This window comes from Prevotella lacticifex (assembly GCF_019973375.1).
Lineage (GTDB): Bacteria > Bacteroidota > Bacteroidia > Bacteroidales > Bacteroidaceae > Prevotella > Prevotella lacticifex.
The window spans coordinates 802983-824938 of sequence record NZ_BPTV01000001.1 but is presented as its reverse complement, the minus strand read 5'-3'; the positions used below and the strand labels follow the sequence as shown (position 1 = coordinate 824938).

General features: G+C 50.3%; 14 protein-coding genes, 2 tRNA genes and 3 rRNA genes. 4 read left to right on the top strand and 15 right to left on the bottom strand.

The window, feature by feature from the left end:
- Window positions 1-7: 7 nt before the first annotated feature.
- The 3 genes from clpP to lptB all read right to left on the bottom strand — a co-directional run bounded on the left by clpP (window position 8) and on the right by lptB (window position 3306).
- On the bottom strand, window positions 8-706 hold the full coding sequence (gene clpP / locus LDN30_RS02990) for an ATP-dependent Clp endopeptidase proteolytic subunit ClpP (RefSeq protein ID WP_223925263.1): 699 nt from the start codon (window positions 704-706) through the stop codon (window positions 8-10).
- 176 nt (window positions 707-882) lie between these two features.
- On the bottom strand, window positions 883-2274 hold the full coding sequence (tig, locus tag LDN30_RS02985; protein ID WP_223928694.1) for a trigger factor: 1392 nt from the start codon (window positions 2272-2274) through the stop codon (window positions 883-885).
- Window positions 2275-2421: 147 nt separating this feature from the next.
- Entirely contained in the window at window positions 2422-3306 is an 885-nt protein-coding gene (lptB, locus tag LDN30_RS02980; protein ID WP_223928693.1) for an LPS export ABC transporter ATP-binding protein, read from the bottom strand.
- A 135-nt stretch (window positions 3307-3441) separates the two neighbouring features.
- Here lptB and LDN30_RS02975 point away from each other — a divergent pair, with 135 nt between their 5' ends.
- The 3 genes from LDN30_RS02975 to LDN30_RS02965 all read left to right on the top strand — a co-directional run bounded on the left by LDN30_RS02975 (window position 3442) and on the right by LDN30_RS02965 (window position 7033).
- Window positions 3442-4188 carry an MlaE family ABC transporter permease gene (locus LDN30_RS02975; protein ID WP_223928692.1) on the top strand — a complete coding sequence of 249 codons (747 nt, stop codon included), beginning with the start codon at window positions 3442-3444 and terminating at the stop codon, window positions 4186-4188.
- Window positions 4188-4961 carry an ABC transporter ATP-binding protein gene (locus LDN30_RS02970; RefSeq protein ID WP_223928691.1) on the top strand — a complete coding sequence of 258 codons (774 nt, stop codon included), beginning with the start codon at window positions 4188-4190 and terminating at the stop codon, window positions 4959-4961. The genes LDN30_RS02975 and LDN30_RS02970 overlap by 1 nt, the downstream gene beginning before the upstream one ends.
- Before the next feature lie 455 nt (window positions 4962-5416).
- Complete coding sequence (locus LDN30_RS02965; protein WP_306421514.1) at window positions 5417-7033, top strand: phosphoethanolamine transferase; 1617 nt, start codon at window positions 5417-5419, stop codon at window positions 7031-7033.
- Window positions 7034-7599: 566 nt separating this feature from the next.
- Here LDN30_RS02965 and LDN30_RS02960 read toward each other — a convergent pair.
- The 12 genes from LDN30_RS02960 to LDN30_RS02905 form a co-directional block, all read right to left on the bottom strand.
- Window positions 7600-8001 (bottom strand): hypothetical protein, encoded by a 402-nt coding sequence (locus tag LDN30_RS02960; RefSeq protein WP_223928689.1) that lies wholly within the window; start codon window positions 7999-8001, stop codon window positions 7600-7602.
- Between the two features lie 23 nt (window positions 8002-8024).
- The gene (der, locus tag LDN30_RS02955) at window positions 8025-9338 is read right to left on the bottom strand and encodes a ribosome biogenesis GTPase Der (protein ID WP_223925249.1); all 1314 of its coding nucleotides are present in this window, start codon (window positions 9336-9338) and stop codon (window positions 8025-8027) included.
- Window positions 9339-9448: 110 nt separating this feature from the next.
- Window positions 9449-10342 carry a GTPase Era gene (era, locus tag LDN30_RS02950; protein WP_223928688.1) on the bottom strand — a complete coding sequence of 298 codons (894 nt, stop codon included), beginning with the start codon at window positions 10340-10342 and terminating at the stop codon, window positions 9449-9451.
- Window positions 10343-10424: 82 nt separating this feature from the next.
- A complete protein-coding gene (locus LDN30_RS02945) occupies window positions 10425-11444 on the bottom strand; it encodes a beta-ketoacyl-ACP synthase III (RefSeq protein WP_223925245.1) in 1020 nt (339 codons plus the stop codon).
- A gap of 11 nt (window positions 11445-11455) precedes the next feature.
- Window positions 11456-11641: a 50S ribosomal protein L32 gene (rpmF, locus tag LDN30_RS02940; RefSeq protein WP_021991536.1), complete on the bottom strand. Its 186-nt coding sequence runs from the start codon at window positions 11639-11641 to the stop codon at window positions 11456-11458.
- A gap of 22 nt (window positions 11642-11663) precedes the next feature.
- The gene (locus LDN30_RS02935; RefSeq protein WP_223925242.1) at window positions 11664-12188 is read right to left on the bottom strand and encodes a YceD family protein; all 525 of its coding nucleotides are present in this window, start codon (window positions 12186-12188) and stop codon (window positions 11664-11666) included.
- A 95-nt stretch (window positions 12189-12283) separates the two neighbouring features.
- On the bottom strand, window positions 12284-13570 hold the full coding sequence (locus LDN30_RS02930; RefSeq protein WP_223928687.1) for a sensor histidine kinase: 1287 nt from the start codon (window positions 13568-13570) through the stop codon (window positions 12284-12286).
- Between the two features lie 243 nt (window positions 13571-13813).
- Window positions 13814-13926, bottom strand: a 5S ribosomal RNA gene (rrf, locus tag LDN30_RS02925).
- Between the two features lie 100 nt (window positions 13927-14026).
- Window positions 14027-16933: ribosomal RNA gene (locus LDN30_RS02920) — 23S ribosomal RNA — on the bottom strand.
- Between the two features lie 351 nt (window positions 16934-17284).
- Window positions 17285-17358: transfer RNA gene (locus LDN30_RS02915), tRNA-Ala, on the bottom strand.
- Window positions 17359-17445: 87 nt separating this feature from the next.
- Window positions 17446-17519, bottom strand: a tRNA-Ile gene (locus tag LDN30_RS02910).
- A 178-nt stretch (window positions 17520-17697) separates the two neighbouring features.
- A 16S ribosomal RNA gene (locus LDN30_RS02905) occupies window positions 17698-19228 on the bottom strand.
- The 16S, 23S and 5S rRNA genes sit together here with 2 tRNA genes alongside, the layout of an rRNA operon.
- 525 nt (window positions 19229-19753) lie before the next feature.
- Here LDN30_RS02905 and LDN30_RS02900 point away from each other — a divergent pair.
- Window positions 19754-21955, top strand: coding sequence for a helix-turn-helix domain-containing protein (locus tag LDN30_RS02900; protein ID WP_223928686.1), 2202 nt, complete (start codon window positions 19754-19756; stop codon window positions 21953-21955).
- Window position 21956: the final 1 nt, after the last annotated feature.

Here is a 21956-nt window from a genome sequence, read left to right as displayed (position 1 = left end):
TTTTGGTTTACTTTGTTTCAGTGTTTGCAGGAGCCGCCGACTTTGGATCGCGCTTGAGCACCTGGTCGATCATGCCATACTCCTTGGCCTCTTCAGCCGTCATCCAGTAGTTACGGTCGCTGTCCTTCCACACCTTGTCGTAGCTCTGATGGGAGTGGCTGGCGATGATAGTATAGAGTTCTTTTTTGAACTTCTGAATCTCACGGGCCTCAATCTCGATATCCGAAGCCTGACCCTGCACGCCGCCAAGGGGCTGATGGATCATCACACGGCTGTGGGGCAGAGCCGACCGCTTGCCCTCCTGACCGCTGACGAGGAGCACGGCGGCCATTGACGCTGCCATGCCGGTGCAGATAGTAGCCACATCGGACGAGATGAACTGCATAGTGTCGTAGATGCCGAGACCGGCTGTGACACTGCCCCCAGGGCTGTTGATATAGATAGATATGTCCTTACCGCTGTCGACGGAGTCGAGGTACAGCAGCTGGGCCTGAAGAGTGTTGGCTGCATAGTCGTCAATCTCCGACCCGAGGAAGATGATGCGGTCCATCATCAGGCGCGAGTAAACGTCCATCTGAGTGACGTTCAGCTGGCGTTCCTCGAGGATGTATGGGTTCATGTACTGCTGCTGGGCCTTTAGGGTCTCGTCGAGGACGAGGCCGTTGATTCCCAGTTTCTGTGTAGCGAATTTTCTGAAATCGTTCATTTGCCTTTCCTTTCTGTTGGGTTGTTAAACACGAAAAAGAGGCTATCGAGTATCCTCTTATCGGTGTCTATTATGCAAAGTGTGTGCCAAAATTATTGGCCTTATTGCATAACTCAACACAAAGATAAGAAAAAAACTCGATAACCTCTATATAAAAAGGATATTTTTTCGAAAAATTATTTGTTTCCTTCCTCAAGCATCTTGTTGAAGTCGTCGAGGGAGATCTCCTTGTGGTCGAGTTTGACGACATCCTTCAGTGCTGCGGTGAGCTTGGTGTCGAGGGCGCGGTCAGCCATCTGCTGTACTGTTTCAGGCTTCTTGAGCAGCTCTTCGGCATACTTAGCGACATACTCATCAGGAATATTTGTCATGCCATACTGAGCGAACTGCATGCGAGCCATCTCAGCAGCTGCTTCCTTGATGTCAGGAGTATCGACCTTAATCTTCTGAGCCTCAGCCAACTGGTTCTTAGCCAGATCCCATGTCAGAGTCTCGAGACTGCCGGCATAGTTGTTGTCGATGAACTTCTTCTTGTCCTCTTCAGTCTTGAGGTTCTTCGAGTTGTTTGCAAGAAGGATACGCTTGAGGAGCTCGTCAGGGTACTGCACCTTACCAATCTTCTTGAGCACGTGAGCACGGACGTCCTGAAGGAACTTAAAGTCGGAATCGCCCTTGAGCTGCTCAGCAAGGCCCTTAGCGATGGCCTCACGGAAGCCCTTCTCGTCCTTGATGCCGCTGTCCTTGCCGTAGATGCCTTCCCAGAGCTCAGCGTTGACCTCGTGCTTGACGAAACGCGACACCTCTGTCACCTGGAAAGTGAAGTCACCCTTGTGCTCACCAACCTTGTCGCGGTCGCACTTCAGGAGGGCAGCGATGCTGGTATCCTTACCCTTGTAGGCTGCTGTCGGGTTGAAAGTGATGATATCGCCCGGCTTTGCGTTAGCAAACTTTTCCTTCTCCGCCTCGTCGTCGAAGTAAACAGGCATCAGCGACTCGTCGCTCAGGGTGATACCACCCTCGAGAGTGTTGCCGTTAGCGTCAAGCTCGCGGAGGTCGCCCTTCAGCACGTCGCGCTGCTCAGGATCGTAAACATCGGCCTTGGCATAGCTGCCGGCACGGCTTGCGAACATGTCAACCTGCTTGTCGATAAGGTCGTCGTCGACCTTGATATCATAGTATGCCACCTTGTCGCGGCCTGAGAGCTTAGCTTCGAACTCCGGTGCGACAGCAATGTCGAACTGGAATGTATAAGGTGCTGCCTTCTCGAGGTCGACAGGCGCCTGACCCTCGTGAGGCAGGGGCTGACCAAGCATATTGATCTTGTTGTCGGTGATATACTTGTCAAGATTCTCACCGAGGAGCTTGTTGATGACATCAACCTTGACCTGAGTGCCAAACTGACGCTTAATCATGCCCATAGGCACCTGTCCGGGACGGAATCCTGGGACGTTAGCACGCTTGCGATAGTCTTTGAGTGTCTTCTCGACATCATCCTTGAAGTCGTTCTCTTCGACGGTAATGGTCAGAAGGCCATTGACCTTGTCGGGATTTTCGAATGAAATTTGCATTTCTGGATTATTCTTTATTTATGTTTATTATTTTCAAAAAAATTACTTAGTAGAATCCGAGGGGCATTGCAAGATACGCCCAATCGAGCCGCAAAGTTACTCAAAATTTGCGTAACAACCTAAGATATAAGGAGAAAATTTATTTTTTTAACCCTCGTCCTCAGCCTTCTGTTGAGCCCGGCGACGCTCGTCGAGGAGCTGGAAGTCCTTCTTCTGGAGCACGAAGTCGGATCCGAGATACTTCTCGCGCACGGTCTTGTTGGCGGCAAGTTCCTCTGGAGTGCCCTTGAAGAGTATGCGACCCTCAAAGAGGAGGTAAGCGCGGTCGGTGATATTCAGGGTTTCGTGGACATTATGGTCGGTGATGAGAATGCCGATATTGCGGAACTTCAGCTGCCAGACGATATGCTGGATGTCCTCCACAGCGATAGGGTCGACACCGGCAAACGGCTCGTCGAGCATGATGAACTTTGGGTCGATGGCCAGACAGCGCGCTATCTCCGTACGGCGGCGCTCACCACCCGACAGGCGGTCGCCCTTGTTCTTGCGGACTTTCTCCAGGCGAAACTCCTTGATGAGGCTCTCCATCTTGTCGATACGCTGCTGGCGGTTAAGTTTCGTCATTTCCAGGACCGACATGATATTGTCCTCGACGCTCATCTTGCGGAATACGCTCGCCTCCTGGGGCAGATAGCCGATACCTACCCTCGCCCGCTTATAGACAGGGAACTTCGTTATCTCGGTGTCGTTGATGAAGACGTGACCGTCGTTGGGCACGATAAGGCCGGTGGTCATATAGAAACTCGTCGTCTTACCGGCTCCGTTAGGACCGAGAAGGCCCACAATCTCGCCTTGACGCACATTGATGCTCACACCGTTGACGACGGTGCGCTTGCCATAACGCTTAACAAGGCCCTCGGTGCGCAGAATACTATGCTGGACACCGGCAGCAGAGTCGTCAGCGGCCGGCTGGCCCTCACGGGGTGCGACATCCTCAAGGGGATGCACCACTACATTGTCTTTTTCGCTCATAATCGTTTCTTTGTGGTGCAAAATTAGCAAAATTAACTTTAATATCAGCCAACTTTTGAAAAACTATTTGGTTATATGCAGTTTTTTATAGGATTTTGCGTAATTTTGCAAACTGTTAAATAACAATACGACAGCATGCTAATATTCAAATGGCTGACAACATTCGGCAAATACCTGCAGCTCATGGGCAGGACATTCTCACGCCCGGAGCGGATGAGAATGTTCGGCAAGAAATACATTAAGGAGATGTCGCAGCTCGGAGTCGACTCCATAGGCATCGTCCTGCTGATATCGTTCTTCATTGGAGCGGTAATTTGCATACAGATAAAACTGAACATCCAGAGTCCGTGGATGCCGCATTGGGTGTCGGGATACGTCACGAGAGAGATAATGCTCTTAGAGTTCTCCAGTTCCATCATGTGCCTCATCCTTTCGGGAAAAGTAGGATCGAACATTGCCTCCGAGCTCGGCACGATGCGCGTCACCCAACAGATTGATGCTCTGGAGATTATGGGAGTCAACTCGGCAAGTTATCTCATCCTGCCAAAGATTGCGGGACTGATGACCATCATGCCGTTCCTTGTCATCTTCTCCAGTGCCACGGGCATTTTGGGAGCCTACGCTACATCATTCCTGGCCCACATCATCAGCGTCGAGGACCTCACTGCCGGCATCCAGCACGACTTCAATCCGTGGTTCATGTATATGAGCATCATAAAGAGCCTCTTCTTCGCGTTCATCATCGCAAGCGTTTCGTCGTTCATGGGCTACACCGTCAAGGGCGGCTCAGTAGAGGTGGGCAAGGCCTCCACCGATGCTGTGGTATGCTCCAGCGTTCTGATTCTGTTCTCCGATGTATTCCTAACACAACTATTATCATAATGATTGAAGCAAAACACATATATAAGAGTTTCGACGACAAAGAGGTGCTCCACGATATCAGCACCGTCTTCGAGGACGGAAAGACCAATCTCATCATCGGACAGAGCGGAGCGGGAAAGACCGTGCTCATGCGGACACTCGTGGGACTGCTCACGCCAACTAAGGGCGATGTGCTCTACGATGGCCGCAACTTCTACGGCATGTCGAAAAAGGAGCAGATAATGATGCGCCGCGAGATGGGAATGATCTTCCAGGGAGCGGCCCTGTTCGACTCACTGACGGTATTGGAGAACGTAAGGTTCCCACTCGATATGTTCTCGAATATGACCTACCGCGAGCGCAACACAAGAGCGATGGAATGCCTCGAAAGGGTCAACTTGAAAGGTGCCGAGAGCAAATACCCCGGTGAGATTTCGGGCGGTATGCAGAAACGTGTGGCCATAGCCCGCGCCGTCGTCATGAACCCGAAGTATCTCTTCTGCGACGAGCCGAACTCCGGCCTCGACCCAAAGACATCACTCGTTATCGACGATCTGCTCTCGGGAATAACAAAAGAGTACAACACAACGACAATAATAAATACCCACGACATGAATTCGGTCATGGGCATCGGCGAGAATATCATCTTCATTGCCGACGGGCGAAAGGAATGGCAGGGCAATAAGGACACTGTCATCTCGTCGCACAACAAGAAGCTCAACGACCTCGTATTCGCCTCCGACCTGTTCAAGAAGGTTAAGGAGGTGGAACTTGAGGGTGAGCGTAAGGAGTAGCACGTGAATCGCTGGCGAGAACAGGGAATAGATCAAGACTCCACACCCCAAGTCTTACCAGACTGAGCCAACACGTTGGCACAGCGATTCCCGAACTCAAACGTCCGAGTTATGGCAATGGAGGAACGCAAACAAGTTCTTTCATGGTCCTAAAGCAGTCATTTAGGGTTGCTAAACAATATCTTTACAAATAGCCATGACGGCATTGGCTTTCAGCACATCCAAAGCACCTTAAAATCGGGAGCCATCCCCCGACTCCGGTGCAAAACAATATAATATCGCGGAAATATTAATCATTCATTATACATGTCGAAATTAAAGATTTTCTTCACTAAAGCCATTTCTCTGCTTACCCCCCCATTAAGAATGAGCTACCTTTCCTCGTTCTGTTCTTCCTGCTAATATCCTTGTCTCCAATAAAATTCCTCATCGGAGGATTGTCTTCAGCCGGAGCCATGGACACCATTGTTTACACCCACCTCTGTCGTGCCATGGCAATAAGCTATCTATTCACATGTATAGTGTACTATTCCCACAAGAAATGGGTGAAGGTATTATTTTTAGCAATAGGCTGCATGCTATTCGGATTGAACATTTTCTTATGGTTAGTATTTCACAAGATAATCTCTCCGCAGATAATAACCCTAATAGGAGAGACCAATTATACAGAAGCTTCCGAATTCTTATCTACGTTCCTACTACGTGGCAAAGGATTAATATCACTTTTTATCCTTGCCATCACCATTTCCATGATCATATATATTGAGAAGAAGAAGAATTTTTTACAAATTAAAAACGCCATATGTTTTAGCATATTATCTGCAATAATCTTGTTATCATCCGCCGTCGGATTCTATCACTTCAACGTTTATTACCAGATTTTCAAAAGTAAGACCGTTGATGATTGTCAGATAGGAGACATTTTCCCCTTTGACGCTCTGACAGCAACCATATATTCATTAAATGCCATTAGAACTACAAATAACGAAATGAACTATGCCATAAAGGTTGCTGAAGCTGAAAAAGGGGGCTCTATTACTGAGAAAGATTCTCTTCACATTATATTAATAATTGGCGAATCGTACATCAAGAGCCACTCTCAAGTTTATGGTTATGGTCTACCTACTACGCCCAATCTCAAACTGGAGGAAGATAACGGAAATCTTTTTGTATTCAACAATGTCGTTTCACCATTTAATGGTACTTCTCCGGTATTAAAGAATTTATTCTGCTGCAATTCTATTGCAGAAGGAGAAAAATGGTACAAATCGCCATTCTTTCCCACATGCTTCAAGCGATCCGGATACACTATCAACTATTGGGACAACCAAAGGGTAACGAAATCTCAAGGAACATGGGACTTCTCTATGAACTCATTTCTCTTTGACAAGAGACTATGCCAAATCTCTTATAGCGAAGCTGCCCCGGAAGGTTTCCCGTATGACGACCAACTTATCTCCGACTTTGAAAGAAGCGGAAAGAAAAAGGATGGCAAATATGTCTTTGACATTTTCCACCTCTGGGGTCAGCATGTAGATGCCTCAGAACGTTATCCCCATGGTCAATTCTCTCGTTTCTCGGCCAAGGACATACGCAACAATGAGCCTTATATGACCGAGAGCAAAAAGCAGGACATTGCCAATTACGACAACGCCACATACTATAACGACTACGTCATTAACCACATTATCAATCTCTACCGCAACGAGAACACAGTGGTGGTTTATTTCTCCGACCATGGCGAGGAGATATACGACTACCGCGACTCCAAAGGCCGTGTGGAGGCTGCTACGGGACAAGAAAAGAACTGGCTGAAATATCAGTTTGAAGTGCCGTTCGTCATCTGGTGCTCCGACAAATACAAGGCTCTGCATCCCGATATCGTCCGCCGCATCAAGGCATCGCTCAACCGCCCGTTCATGACCGACAATACCTGTCACCTGCTCTTCGACCTCGCTGGGCTCAAGACCATCTACTACCGGGCGGAGCGCGACCTCATCAGTCCAAAGTTCAAGCCGTCAAAGCGTATCGTCAACAACAATACCGACTTCGATGCCGTGATGAGGAAATAACCGCTGGCAGCAGGCCGTAGCCCGTGACGTTTCGATGCCGTGATGAGCAAATAACCACAGGCATAGGGCTCTATCATTCAGATTTTTAATGACATGGCATGATGGTTACATTGGTTGCCTCCGGCGGATGCTCATTACATGCCATGGTGCAGATGCTATGGTTCTTTTCATTTAGAAGAGTCATGGAACAACAAGAGATACCGGCAACAAGATGTTAAAATAATTCATATTATTCCATCTTTTGCATCGTCTTTGTACCGCATTGATTATCAGCGGGTTATTAATACATGCCATTTTGCGTTCTAAAACGGCCCGTTTTAGGACGCAAAACGGCCCGTTTCGCAAGCTGAAACGGGCCGTTTGGGAAGCCCAAATGGCATGTTTGGGAATGGTGTAAAGATATTTCAGTATCGGATTATTGATGAGTTGTCCTTTCCGGGCTGTAAGGTAATCTGTGACGCTACGATTATTCGATAAATCTGAATCTAAAAAAAATAAGGATGACCTCCCGATGATTATTCACCGAAAAGTCATCCTTTTTTGTTTTGTATCACCGACAAAGGCGATTACTTCATATACCACACGCCCTTGCGCTTGATCATTGGCACAAGAACTTCCTCACTCGTGTTATCGCCAAACGCCAGCTGGAGATAGACAGCGGCAAGGGTAGTGTCGTTCTTCATCACGTCGGCACGACTGACCTTCACCGTCTTGATGCCCTTGTGCAGACTGTCCTGTTCGCCGGCAAACGTCGTAGCGTTCTTCTCGAGCAGAGCACGATACGACTTAGGTATCGGTTTCGAGAAGTATGTGCCGTCGACGAAAGCCTTGATGTTGCCATGCTGGAGGTAGCTGTAGTACTGGGCAGCAGCTTTCCCGGCTATCTCCCCCTCATGAGAGACCGGCTTGCTCTTTCCGCATCCGGCCAAAGCAAGGACGACAACGAACGATAGCAATATCTTACGCATACTAATAATCTTCTGACTGCCAATCATTTCTGACGGATGAAGACGTTGATGGGACAGCCGTGGAGCGACCAGTTCTCACGAATTTTGTTCTCAAGGAAACGGCGGTACTGCTCCTTGATATACTGCGGCAGGTTGGCATAGAACACAAACGACGGTATCTGTGTGTTCGGCAGCTGCGAGCAGTATTTTATCTTTATGAACTTTCCCTTTACCGACTGTGGCGGTGTAGCCTCGATGATCGGCAGCATGACGGAGTTGAGTTTCGTCGTTCCGATATGCATCTTGCGGTTGAGATATACCTGCTTGGCGGTCTCGAGAACCTTAAAGATGCGCTGCTTGGTTATCGCCGATGCAAAGATAATCGGGAAGTCGGTAAATGGTGCCATACGGTTGTAGATGGCATTCTTGAACGTATCGATGGCTTTCTGGCTCTTGTCCTGAACAAGGTCCCACTTATTCACGACGACGACAAGACTCTTGTTGTTCTTCTGTATAAGCTGGAAGATATTCATGTCCTGAGCCTCTATACCGCGGGTGGCATCAATCATGAGTATGCACACGTCGCTGTTCTCAATGGCGCGGATGGAACGCATGACACTGTAGAACTCCAGGTCCTCGGTGACCTTGTTCTTACGGCGGATACCGGCGGTATCGACGAGATAGAAGTCGAATCCGAATTTCGTATAACGGGTGTAGATACTGTCGCGGGTTGTGCCAGCAATCTCAGTGACGATGTTGCGGTCCTCGCCAATAAAGGCGTTGATGATGCTCGACTTACCGGCATTAGGACGGCCTACGACAGCAAAGCGGGGAATGTCCTCCTCGAGGCTTTCCTCCGGAATATCCTTGAGTTTAGTGAGGATAAGGTCGAGCAGGTCGCCGGTGCCTCCGCCCGTAGCAGCGCTGATGCACTGTGGATCGCCAAGGCCGAGACCATAGAACTCGGCTGCGCTGTAGCTCTCGCCGCTGTTGTCAACTTTGTTTGCCACGAGGATAACGGGAAGCTTTGTGCGGCGCAGAATCTTTGCCACGTCCTCGTCCCAGTCGGTGATGCCCGTCTCGTTGTCGACGAGGAAAAGGATAAGGTCGGCCTCGTCGGTGGCCACACGCACCTGCTGGCGGATGGCATCCTCAAAGATATCGTCCGACTTTACTACCCATCCGCCGGTATCGACGACTGAGAATTCACGGCCGTTCCATGAGCACTTGCCATACTGACGGTCGCGGGTGGTACCCGCGGTATCGCTGACAATGGCACGGCGGCTCTGTGTCAGACGATTGAAAAGTGTAGACTTGCCCACATTAGGACGGCCTACAATAGCTACTAAATTTGCCATTTGTTTGATTTCTGAAGTTTAACATTCTTCGGCCCTCCATGACGGAGAGTATGCTCTGCATACAGTTAGAGCCAAATTATTTATCACGTTTCTTGTTTGTGAGCCGGCAGCTACTCGGGATCGTAACCGAAGTTGCGCAGCTCACGCTGGTTGTTGCGCCAGTCCTTGTCGACTTTTACGAAGGTCTCGAGGAATATCTTCTTGCCGAAGAACAGTTCGAGGCTCTTCCGCGCCTCCATCGACACCTTCTTCAGTGCCTGTCCCTGATGTCCGATGATGATTCCCTTCTGGGAGTCGCGCTCGACATAGATGACAGCGTTGATATGTATGACACTCTCGTTCTCCTTGAACCTTTCGACGACGACCTCAACCGAATAAGGTATCTCCTTGTCATAATAGCGCAGTATCTTCTCACGGATAATCTCCGAGACGAAGAACTTCGCCGGTTTGTCGGTGAGCTGGTCCTTGTCGAAATATGCCGGATTCTCAGGCAGAAGTTCCTTTATGCGCTTCATCAGGATGTCAACACCGAACTTATTCGAGGCCGAGATGGGAAGGATCTCCGCATTGGGCAACAGCGCATGCCACTTCTCGACGAGGGCACCAAGGCGTTTGTTGGCATCACTGCCCGTGAGTTCGTCAATCTTGTTGATAAGCAGAATGACCGGTATGGTCATCTTACTGACACGGTCGAGAAAATCCTTGTTCTTCTCGGGATTCTCTACAACATCGGTAACATAAAGGAGGACGTCAGCATCGGCAAGCGCACTTTCAGAGAACTGAAGCATCATCTCCTGCATCTTGTAGTTAGGCTTGAGAACGCCGGGAGTGTCGGAGAATACTATCTGGCAGTCAGCCTCATTGACGATACCCATGATACGATGGCGCGTGGTCTGGGCCTTGAACGTGGCAATGGAAATCTTCTCGCCGACGAGTTGATTCATCAGCGTACTCTTACCGACATTCGGATTGCCTACTATATTTACAAATCCTGCTTTGAACATTGTTTTAAAAACAAAAAACGCATCTCTCCATATAATACCGAAAGATGCGTTTTTAATTAATTATCGTAAGAGAGTGTATTCATTATTTGGCCCCTGCCACCTTGTCGCCGTCGTAAGCCCATTTGTAGAATGAAGCTCCATGGACGAAACCGGCACCGAACGCTGTGAAGATGATGTTGTCGCCCTTCTTCAGACGCGACTCATTATCCCATATTGCCAATGGAATGGTAGCAGCACTCGTGTTGCCGTAGTGGTCAATATTGATGAGGACCTTGTCAAGAGGAAGCTCCGCACGCTTGGCTACAGCCTCAATAATGCGTCTGTTTGCCTCGTGAGGAATAACCCAGTCGATATTCTCAGCACTGAGATTGTTGCGCTTCATGATCTCCATCACATCGTTGCTCATATAAGTAACAGCATAGCGGAAGACCGTTCTACCCTCCTGATAGAGGAAGTGCAGACGGTGGTCGACCGTGAAATGTGATGGCGGGCACACTGATCCGCCGGCTTTCATGTGAAGGAACGGCAGACCGCTTCCGTCGGTGCGGAGATAAGAGTCCTGCACACCGATGTTCTGCTCCTCGGTAGCCTCTACGAGTACAGCTCCGGCTCCGTCGCCAAAGAGCACGCACGTAGCGCGGTCAGTATAGTCGACGAGCGATGACATCTTATCAGCTCCTATAACAATGATCTTCTTGTAACGGCCACTCTGAATCATCGACGCGGCAACGTCGAGGGTATAGAGGAATCCGCAGCAAGCAGCCTCAAAGTCGAAAGCGAAAGCGTTCTTCAAGCCAAGTTTACCTACAACGATACTTGCCGTTGAAGGGAACTTGTAGTCCGGCGTAGTGGTTGTGACAATAAGCGCATCAATGGTATCCGGATCAACGCCCGTCTTCTGTATCAGTTGCTTCGCTGCCTTGCGCGCCATATAACTGGTGCCCAAGCCTTCCTCGGTGAGGATGCGACGCTCCTTGATGCCGACACGGGTTGTTATCCATTCATCACTGGTATCGACCATACGCGACAACTCCTCGTTGGTGAGGATATAGTCGGGAACATAACCGCCGATACCCGTGATTATGGCATTGATTTTACCCATTGCACTGTGAATTATTCAGCTGTCTCCTTGACGATAGCGACCTTTCCACGATAGTAGCCGCATGTCGGACATACTGTGTGATAAACGTAGTAAGCGCCGCAGTTAGGGCATACTGCCAGTGTAGGTGCTACTGCCTTATCATGAGTTCTTCTTTTAAGTGTACGAGTCTTTGACTGTCTTCTTTTAGGATGTGCCATTGTTTCTTTAAATTTTTAATTTTTAATCGTCAATCTTTAAATTACTGAGGGCTGCCCAGCGTGGGTCCACCGATGGCTTGCTATCCTCACCGCTTCGGGCGGCAGAGTGCTCTTCAAGAGCCCGTATCATGGCAGGGTCGCATTTTCCAGGTGCATGCACATGCCTGATAGGAATCGCAAGGTCGATGAACTCATAGATGAACCACGCAACATCGAGTATTCCTTCGTCCTCGGCCACCGTCACGAGGTCGTCATCTTCTGAGTATTCCCTACCGAACTTGGCATTGAGACGCTGCTCAAACTCTATCGGTTGCTCCATGTCCTCAAGGCAACGGTCGCAAGGTACGATGACCATGCCATTACCTCTGAAAGCCAGGGAGAAAAAGTCGCCGTCGGTGCGTACAATGTCAATATCGACATGTACCTTTCCCTTCGACACTTCCGGAGCCTCGACAGCATCAAAGAAACTGTCGTCAAGGTCAAAAGACAGGCTTGTAAGTCCGTCATTAAGACCATTTAAATCCAACTTCAAGGTTTCCAAGTCCATAATCGGGTTGCAAAGTTACAAATTATTTCTGATAATCAGCAACTTAAAATCAAAAAAAATATTATTTTCACTTTTCAACGTCGGACGCGCCGTCGTCACAAGCTTTTCTTCAGCTCTATACGGAACGTCGTTCCATGTGTGGAGCCATCGCCGCGGTCGACCTCAGAGCTCTTGACGAATATCTTTCCTTTATGATACTCCTCCACAATCCGCTTGGCGAGACTGAGTCCCAGTCCCCACCCTCGTTTCTTCGTGGTGAACCCTGGGCGGAACACGTTACCGACGTCTTTCTTCCTTATTCCCTTGCCAGTATCGCTGACCTCCACGATAGCCTTATCAGCAGTCTCCTCTACATGAAGAGTGATCATTCCAGGTCCACCGCCCATAGCGTCGACGGCATTCTTCGAGAGATTCTCTATCACCCATTCAAAAAGTGAGGCATTGAGTTTTACTATAATGTCATGATCAGGAAAATCCTTCACCATCTTGACCTTCTTCGATGTCCGGCGGTCCATATAATCGATGACATGGTCCATGACATCGTTCAGACTTGACGGCACCGGCTCGGGCAGAGAGCCAATCTTCGAGAACCTGTCAGCGATAAGCTGCAGTCGTTTAACATCCTTGTCCATCTCCGGAATAAGCGTATCATCAGGATAACTCTCCTTCAAAATTTCTATCCAAGCCATAAGGGAGGATATCGGGGTTCCAAGCTGATGGGCTGTTTCCTTAGACAGTCCCACCCAAACTTTGTTCTGTTCGGCCTTCTTTGAAGTCAACAGCGCGAAGATAGCCACTACGACGAAGAGCATAACAACTCCTAATTGAACGAAAGGATAGATAGCAAGACGCTTCAACATAAGCGAGTCGTCGTATACAACATCTATATAGTCGCTACTCTTCGATGGGTCAGTCACCCTTGTAGAAGTCGTATCACCACTATCAGCGGAGGAATCGCCCACATCAGAAGTAGCAACGTCGACATCGGATGATGTATCATTCTGGTCAAGACTGATTCTAATCACCCTGCCCGACGCTTTCAACCGTTTTCCTATCTCCTCTGCTGCCTTCAGACTGTCAGCATAATTCTTCTCATTAATGTCGAGATTACGGAACTCAGTAACATTGGAGTTGCGGTCCATCACTATAACAGGGATGGTATTGTTCTCATTAAGAACTTTCAGCACAAGCGAGAGGTCTGTATTCTCATCAGCATTATTAAGACTCCGCATAGCTTGCGCCCACACTTCCATCTTGTTCCGTTCCTCATTCTCAAGGTCCTTAGTGAGAGCATGCGACACGACAAGCGAGGCGACGGCTATAATCACCGCTGCTAACACAAGCAATATCTTAACCTGTCTGATTCTGTCTGTCCACTGCATACGCAATAATAACGTATCCAATAAGAATTTATTATTGCTATGCCCTGACAAATCTATCCTCTCCTAATTTTTCTATCGTTTCTTATAGTTCCTATTGCTCCTATAGTTCCTATAGTCACTATAGCTTCTATAGCTCCTATAGCTTCCTATGATTGCCTATAGCTCCCTATAAATTCCTATCCCCTCCTATAACAACCAAAAAAGAAGCCCCGAGTGCATTGCTGCTCTCAGGGCTTCCTGGAAAAAAGGCGGCTTCCTACTCTCCCGCATTGCATTGCAGTACCATCGGCGTAAGTGGGCTTAACTTCTCTGTTCGGAATGGGAAGAGGTGGGACCCCACCACAATAACCACCTGACAATATTTTTCGACCGCCTTAACGCTTATACTTAGCGACAGGCGTATGGGTGACACATCTAACAAGCGAAACCGTTAGACAACTCAAAGTATGACCTTATGACTGAAAGTTTCGGGCAATTAGTAGCGCTCGGCTTTGACGTCACCGTCTTTACACCTGCGCCCTATCAACGTCCTCGTCTCGGACGACCCTATAAAGGAGTTCTAATCTCGCGGATGGCTTCGCGCTTAGATGCTTTCAGCGCTTATCCTAAACCAGACTCAGATACCCGGCGGTGCACCTGGCGGCACAACCGGTAGACCGGAGGTCTGTCCGTCACGGTCCTCTCGTACTAGTGACGGCACCACTCAAAACTCCTGCGCCCACGATAGATAGAGACCGAACTGTCTCACGACGTTCTGAACCCAGCTCGCGTGCCACTTTAATTGGCGAACAGCCAAACCCTTGGGACCTTCTCCAGCCCCAGGATGTGACGAGCCGACATCGAGGTGCCAAACCACCCCGTCGATATGAGCTCTTGGGGGGGATCAGCCTGTTATCCCCGGAGTACCTTTTATCCTTTGAGCGACGGAGTTTCCATACACGTCCGCCGGATCACTATGCCCCAGTTTCCTGCCTGCTCGGGATGTCTCCCTCCCAGTCAAGCGCCCTTATGCCATTGCACTCTTTGAGGCCGGTTACCAATCGGCCCGAGGGCACCTTTGGAAGCCTCCGTTACACTTTTGGAGGCGACCACCCCAGTCAAACTACCCGCCAAGCAGTGTCCGCACTCACAGCGCGTTAGACCTCAGACAGCCAAAGGGCCGTATTTCAAGGATGGCTCCAAAACCACTGGCGTGGCTCCTTCATAGCCTCCGGCCTATCCTACACATCGGATGACCAAGGTCAGTGCTAAGCTGTAGTAAAGGTTCACGGGGTCTTTTCGTCCCATCGCGGGTAATCGGCATCTTCACCGATACTACAATTTCACTGAGCTCATGGTTGAGACAGCGTCCGGATCATTACACCATTCGTGCAGGTCGGAACTTACCCGACAAGGAATTTCGCTACCTTAGGACCGTTATAGTTACGGCCGCCGTTTACCGGGGCTTCAATTCAATGCTTCGTCCGTGCGGAGTGACATCTCCTCTTAACCTTCCGGCACCGGGCAGGTGTCAGGCTGTATACTTCATCTTTCGAGTTCGCACAGCCCTGTGTTTTTGTTAAACAGTTGCCTGGACCTATTCTCTGCGCCTCATATTGCTATGAGGACCCTTTATCCCGAAGTTACAGGGTCAGTTTGCCTAGTTCCTTAACCATGAATCTCTCAACGCCTCAGTATGTTCTACCCGACCACGTGTGTCCGTTTGCGGTACGGGTTGCGGCCAGATATGCTTAGCGGATTTTCCCGGCGGTCTGATTACCCGTGCTGTCAGGGACTTCCGGAGAAGTCCCCGTACTTTCGGCGTTCAGCTCGGAAAGTGGATTTGCCTGCTTCCCTCATTGCCTACGGCCTTCAACGCACAAATCCGTATGTGCGCGACGGTGTCACTACCGCGTCTCCACATCGCTCCGGCCGCAAGTCACGGAATATTAACCGTGTCTGCCATCTGCCTCACCGTTCGGCTTAGCATTAGGTCCCGACTGACCCCGGGCTGATTGGCATCGCCCGGGAAACCTCGGTCTTGCGGCGAGGGGGATTCTCACCCCCTTTATCGTTACTTATACCTACATTTGCTTTTCCATATCCTCCAGGATAAATCGCTTACACCATTCGACGGATATGGAATGCTCCCCTACCGATACTTTTATTGTTTACTATCCCGCGTCTTCGGCAACTGCCTTATACCCGATTATTATCCATGCCCGGACTCTCGACTAGTGAGCTGTTACGCACTCTTTGAATGAATGGCTGCTTCCAAGCCAACATCCTAGCTGTCACTGAGGCCAGACTTCGTTAGACTAACTCAGGCAGTATTCCGGGGCCTTAGACGGCGGTCAGGATTCTTCTCCTCTCGGGGACGGACCTTAGCACCCGCCCCCTTACTGCACCGATGCTGAGCGCAAGCATTCGGAGTTCGTCAGGACTTGACAGGCGGTGAAGCCCTCGCGTCCTATCGGTCGCTCTACCTCTCGCGCTTATCTCGGCACGCTGCACCTAAATGCATTTCGGGGAGTACGAGCTATCTCCAAGTTTGATTGGCCTTTCACTCCTACACTCACCTCATCGAGAAGCTTTTCAACGCTTATTCGTGCGGACCTCCATCCGGTGTTACCCGGACTTCATCCTGGGCAAGTGTAGATCACTTGGTTTCGCGTCTGCCCCATCCGACTCTTGCGCCCTCTTCAGGCTCGCCTTCACTGCGGCTAGGTGTCTTAGACACTTAACCTTGCCGGACATGGCAACTCGTAGGTTCATTATGCAAAAGGCACGCCGTCACATATTATCTATGCTCCGACCGCTTGTAGGCACATGGTTTCAGGAACTCTTTCACTCTCCTGCTCGGAGTGCTTTTCACCTTTCCCTCACGGTACTCGTTCACTATCGGTCTCACGCCAGTATTTAGCCTTGCCGGATGGTCCCGGCGGATTCGCGCAGGATTTCTCGTGCCCCGCGTTACTCAGGATACTGATAGGCCGCCGTCGGTTTCGCATAAGGGGCTCTCACCCGCTCTGGCCGGACTTTCCAGACCGTTCCGCTCACCTCTGACGTACCACAGCTCAGTCCTACAACCCCGGGGGAGCGTTGCCACCCTCCCGGTTTAGGCTCTTCCCCGGTCGCTCGCCACTACTGGGGGAATCATTAATTTATTTTCTTTTCCTCCTGGTACTAAGATGTTTCAGTTCCCAGGGTTAGCTTCGGCAACCAGTGTTGCCGATGAGCGGTCTTCTACCGCCCGGGTTGTCCCATTCGGAAATCCGCGGGTCAAAGGCTATTTGCGCCTCACCGCAGCTTATCGCAGCTTATCACGTCCTTCATCGCCTGCGTGAGCCAAGGCATCCACCATGCGCCCTTAATTACTTTCTTGTCGCTTTCATCTGTCATCCTCGAAAGAATAACAGAGTGAATGTAGCTCATACTTTCAGCTGTCTTGTCTATAGAAGTCATTTCCATAAAGTCCCGGTTATTAAAACCGACAACCTTGGAACGATTTCCACAGAAATGAACATTGTTGATTGTTCTTTCTACAGTTTCGCTTGTATCAATATGTCAAAGATCTTCTGAGAACATCAAATCTCATTGCCGAGATTTTTATGATTCCCAACGTGGAATTTTTATGATTGGCTCCTTGCGTCGCCTATCCTAAAATTCTCACTAACGTGGAGAATTTTTAGTGATTGGCTCCTTGCGTCGCCTATCCTAAAATTCTCACTAACGTGGAGAATAACGGATTCGAACCGTTGACCCCCTGCTTGCAAAGCAGGTGCTCTAGCCAGCTGAGCTAATCCCCCGTAACCTAGGTCCGTATCATAACTGTCATCTTCCGACATATAAAAATATGTATACGGCCTTGGTATCTCAAAGGAGAAATTCGGATGTAGTCCCAGGCAGACTTGAACTGCCGACCTCCACATTATCAGTGTGGCGCTCTAACCAACTGAGCTATAGGACTGTTGTTCTACGACTCCGGGATGGCTCTGTCCAAGACCTGGGCATCAACAAAAAGCCCGGCTTCCTCTTTCTCGCTAATATCATAAAAAAGACAGAGGGTGAGAGGTACAAGAAGCAAGACCGGTTGCCTTAACTTATAAGATAACGTCTGTCGGACCAAACATAACGCTCCTCTCCAGAAAGGAGGTGTTCCAGCCGCACCTTCCGGTACGGCTACCTTGTTACGACTTAGCCCCAATTACCAGTTTTGCCCTAGGCCGTCCCTTGCGGTCACGGACTTCAGGCACCCCCGGCTTTCATGGCTTGACGGGCGGTGTGTACAAGGCCCGGGAACGTATTCACCGCGCCATGGCTGATGCGCGATTACTAGCGAATCCAGCTTCGTGGGGTCGGGTTGCAGACCCCAGTCCGAACTGTGGGGGGATTTAAGGATTTGGGCAAGCTTGCGCGCACCCCGCTCTCTGTGCCCCCCATTGTAACACGTGTGTAGCCCCGGACGTAAGGGCCGTGCTGATTTGACGTCATCCCCACCTTCCTCACACCTTGCGGTGGCAGTGTCTCCAGAGTGCCCAGCTTGACCTGATGGCAACTGAAGAGAGGGGTTGCGCTCGTTATGGCACTTAAGCCGACACCTCACGGCACGAGCTGACGACAACCATGCAGCACCTTCACTGAGGCCCCGAAGGGCATCACCATCTCTGGATCTTTCCTCAGCAATTCAAGCCCGGGTAAGGTTCCTCGCGTATCATCGAATTAAACCACATGTTCCTCCGCTTGTGCGGGCCCCCGTCAATTCCTTTGAGTTTCACCGTTGCCGGCGTACTCCCCAGGTGGGATGCTTAACGTTTTCACTTGGCCGCTTACGTTAGACGCAAACAGCGGGCATCCATCGTTTACCGCGCGGACTACCAGGGTATCTAATCCTGTTCGATACCCGCGCTTTCGAGCTTAAGCGTCAGTAACGCTCCCGTCAGCTGCCTTCGCAATCGGAGTTCTTCGTCATATCTAAGCATTTCACCGCTACACGACAAATTCCGCCAACGTTGCGCGCACTCAAGACCGTCAGTTCGCGCTGCAAGTCAGGCGTTGAGCGCCTACATTTCACAACACGCTTGACAGCCGGCCTGTGCTCCCTTTAAACCCAATAAATCCGGATAACGCCCGGACCTTCCGTATTACCGCGGCTGCTGGCACGGAATTAGCCGGTCCTTATTCGCGGGGTACCTGCAATGAATGACACGTCACTCACTTTATCCCCCCGTAAAAGCGGTTTACAACCCATAGGGCCTTCGTCCCGCACGCTACTTGGCTGGTTCAGGCTCTCGCCCATTGACCAATATTCCTCACTGCTGCCTCCCGTAGGAGTTTGGACCGTGTCTCAGTTCCAATGTGGGGGACCTTCCTCTCAGAACCCCTACTGATCGCGGGCTTGGTGGGCCGTTACCCCGCCAACAACCTAATCAGACGCATCCCCATCGCAAAGCGGTGAACCTTTACTGCAATTCTGATGTCATCATCACAGCACATAGGGCATTAATCTTACTTTCGCAAGGCTGTGCCCTACTTTGCGGCAGGTTGGATACGCGTTACTCACCCATTCGCCGGTCGTCGCCCAGCAAAAGCAAGCTTTCGCTGTCGTTACCCCTCGACTTGCATGTGTTAAGCCTGTAGCTAGCGTTCATCCTGAGCCAGGATCAAACTCTCCATTGTATAATATCTTTATAGACCCGAAGGCCTACATTAGTCTGTCCGAGTCAGGAACGTTCGTTTTATTGAGATCCGATAACCTGTTATCTTTTTCAACTCATCCCGCTCACTATATATAATAATGTATAGGACTCAGCCCGTGCACCATATAAATAATGTATAGGACAGAAATTGAACGGCTCGTTTCTTTTCTTGTACTACTCTCTGTCTCTTATGTAATCCTTTCAAAGAACTCTTTCTTTTTTTGGCGGCCCGTCCTCTTCCGAGTTGGCTGCCCGGCTTCCGTTGCGTCTCAAAAACTAAGTGTTATTGATTGTTTCCCGAAAAGCGAGTGCAAAGGTAGGGGTTTATTTTCATTCCCGCAAATGTTTTGAGAATTATTTTTCATATTTCTGTAATAGTTGATATATATCAAGTACGATGCCGATACGATTGAATTGAAGAATCGCCGAAGATTATTTGGCAGTAAGTATGAATTTCAGTACCTTTGCACGTGATATACCAACTAAATACATTATATATAGCATTATGGACATTGACTCAGGAACGCGGCAGGCATGGGATTTTGTAGAGCACACCGGAAAGAGCATCTTTCTCACCGGAAAGGCGGGAACGGGTAAGACCACATTTCTGCGGGCACTGAAGGCACACAGCCACAAGCGCATGGTAGTTGTGGCGCCAACGGGTGTGGCCGCCATCAATGCCGGGGGTGTTACCATCCACTCGTTTTTCCAGCTGCCCCTGTCGCCTTATCTTCCCAATACCACCTTCGACAACCGTTTCAGCTATAGTAAGGAGAAGAGGAAGATAATGCGCACCATCGACATGCTTGTCATCGATGAGATATCAATGGTGAGAAGTGATGTTCTCGATGCTGTCGATAATGTCCTCCGCCGATTCCGCGAACACGACAAGCCTTTCGGCGGCGTACAGTTGGTAATGATTGGTGACCTCCACCAGTTGACTCCCGTCACGCGTCCAGACGAGGAGGCCCTTCTGAAACAATACTACGATACGCCTTACTTTTTCGGGTCGCACGCCCTGAAGAATGTCGACTACGTCACCATAGAGCTGAAACACGTATACCGTCAGCAGGACGAGGACTTCCTGAAGATTCTCAACGATGTACGCGACGGTCATGTCACCACCGACGACCTCAACGCGCTTGACTCCCGCTACAATCCGACATTCCGCCCTAACGCCGACGACGGCTATATCCGACTGACAACCCACAACCGCAAGGCCGACGACTATAACCGACGTGAGCTTCAGGCACTTACGACGAAGATGTACACCTTCGATGCCCAGATAGAAAAAGACTTTCCCGAGTATGACTACCCCACCGACTACCGGCTGACGCTGAGAACAGGTGCACAGGTGATGTTCTTGAAGAACGACCCGAAAGGGCGTTACTACAACGGTCGCATCGGCCGCGTGACCTATGTCGACGAGAAGATGATTCTCGTTCTTTGTCCCGGTGACGAAAAAGCCATAGAGGTAGAGCGTGAGACCTGGGAGAACACGAAATACAAACTCAACGAAGAGAGCAAACAGATTGAGAGTGAGGTTGTTGGCAGTTTCGTCCAGTATCCTCTCCGTCTGGCATGGGCTATCACCATCCACAAGAGCCAGGGCCTCACCTTCGACCACGCCATCATCGACGCCCAGATGTCGTTTGCCTCCGGACAGGTATATGTAGCACTGAGCCGCTGCAAAACCCTCGCTGGAATGGTGCTCGCATCCCCCATCAATGCATCGGCTATTATCAACGACGACCGTGTGACCGACTACGTTGCGGCCCAAGACGCAGCCGCCCAGAAGAGCATAGAGCGACTGCCCCAGCTGAAAGAGGAATACTACCGTCACCTGCTTGTAGAGTTGTTCAGTTTCCGTCCACTGACAATCGCCGAGTCGGGCCTCGACCGTGTGATGCAGGAATTTTTCTACGGCAAGACAGCCCTCGCCGCCCTCCACCACTCCGCCCTCCTCGACATGCAGACGAAGATCGTGCCTGTTGCCGAGAAGTGGACAACCATGATCGGCACCATGACCGCCGAGCAAGTGCACGCCACCGACTTCCTCGACCGCGTAAAACGCAGTGCCGCTTACTTTGCCGGACAGCTCACCGATATCTTCGAGGACCTCTTGCGGCGCACCGGACTGTTGGAGGTTAACAATAAGGTTGCCAAGAAACGCCTCGACAACGCTTACGGCGACGTACACGACATGTGGCTCTCGAAACGCATCCTGCTCGACGACATCGCCCGCAATGGGTTCACGCCCCAGGATTATCTGAAGATGAAGCAAGAAGCCATCCTCTCGGCGATGAGCGAGAACGAACCGTCGAAAAAGTCACGCGGCAGTGCCACCCGCAGCCGTCAGAACACCGCCACGGCGACCGTCAAAGGCGATAACAAGCCCAAGCCCGACACCAAGCGGGCATCCTTCGACCTCTACAAGCAGGGCAAGACCATCAACGAAATAGCCACCGAGCGCAACCTCAAACCCCAGACCATCTTCAGCCATCTCGCGTTCTATGCCCTCCGTGGCGAGATACCTATGGAGACTCTTCTTCCGACGGCCCACCGTACGATGATAGAGAAAGTCATTGCCAAGACGGGCACCGACGACGGCACGAAAGCCATCAAGAGTCTTTGTCCGCCGGAAATCAGCTACGAGGAGATACGGCTGGTGATAACGCTGATGAAAGGCAGCAAAAGTCAGGCATGAC